We start from the raw sequence: 348 nt of genomic DNA, 5'->3' as shown, positions 1-348 counted from the left end.
TCACGTTGAGCACGTGCTCGACGCTGACCTGGCCAGATTCGAGCACCAGTTCGACGGCGACCTGTACCGCCTCGAGCCCGACCTTCGGAATCATCGCCAGCACCCGGCTCATCACCCGGTCGCCGCCATCTCGGCGCAGGAGCAGACGCTGCAGGCGAACGAATGGCGTGGGCATGTGGGCGAATGGCGCGCCGTTCCTGAGTACGCCGGGCTTTCTCTCGACCAGCGGCAGGTAGTGCAGCCAGTCGTAACGCGTCTGGCCGCGATCGAACAGGCGCCCATGGCTCGCCACCACACGATCGTCGAAGACGACATCGATGCGCTCGGGGTAGAAGCGCTTGCTGATCA

General features: G+C 64.9%; 1 pseudogene. It reads right to left on the bottom strand.

The window, feature by feature from the left end:
- Positions 1 to 348: pseudogene (locus GQB03_RS22740) on the bottom strand (IS21 family transposase); the annotation flags it as partial.

Origin of the sequence: Cognatazoarcus halotolerans, from assembly GCF_009800965.1 — a bacterium.
GTDB classification, from domain to species: Bacteria; Pseudomonadota; Gammaproteobacteria; order Burkholderiales; family Rhodocyclaceae; genus Cognatazoarcus; species Cognatazoarcus halotolerans.
The sequence above is the reverse complement of the archived record's forward strand: the minus strand, read 5'-3'. Positions and strand labels throughout refer to the sequence as shown.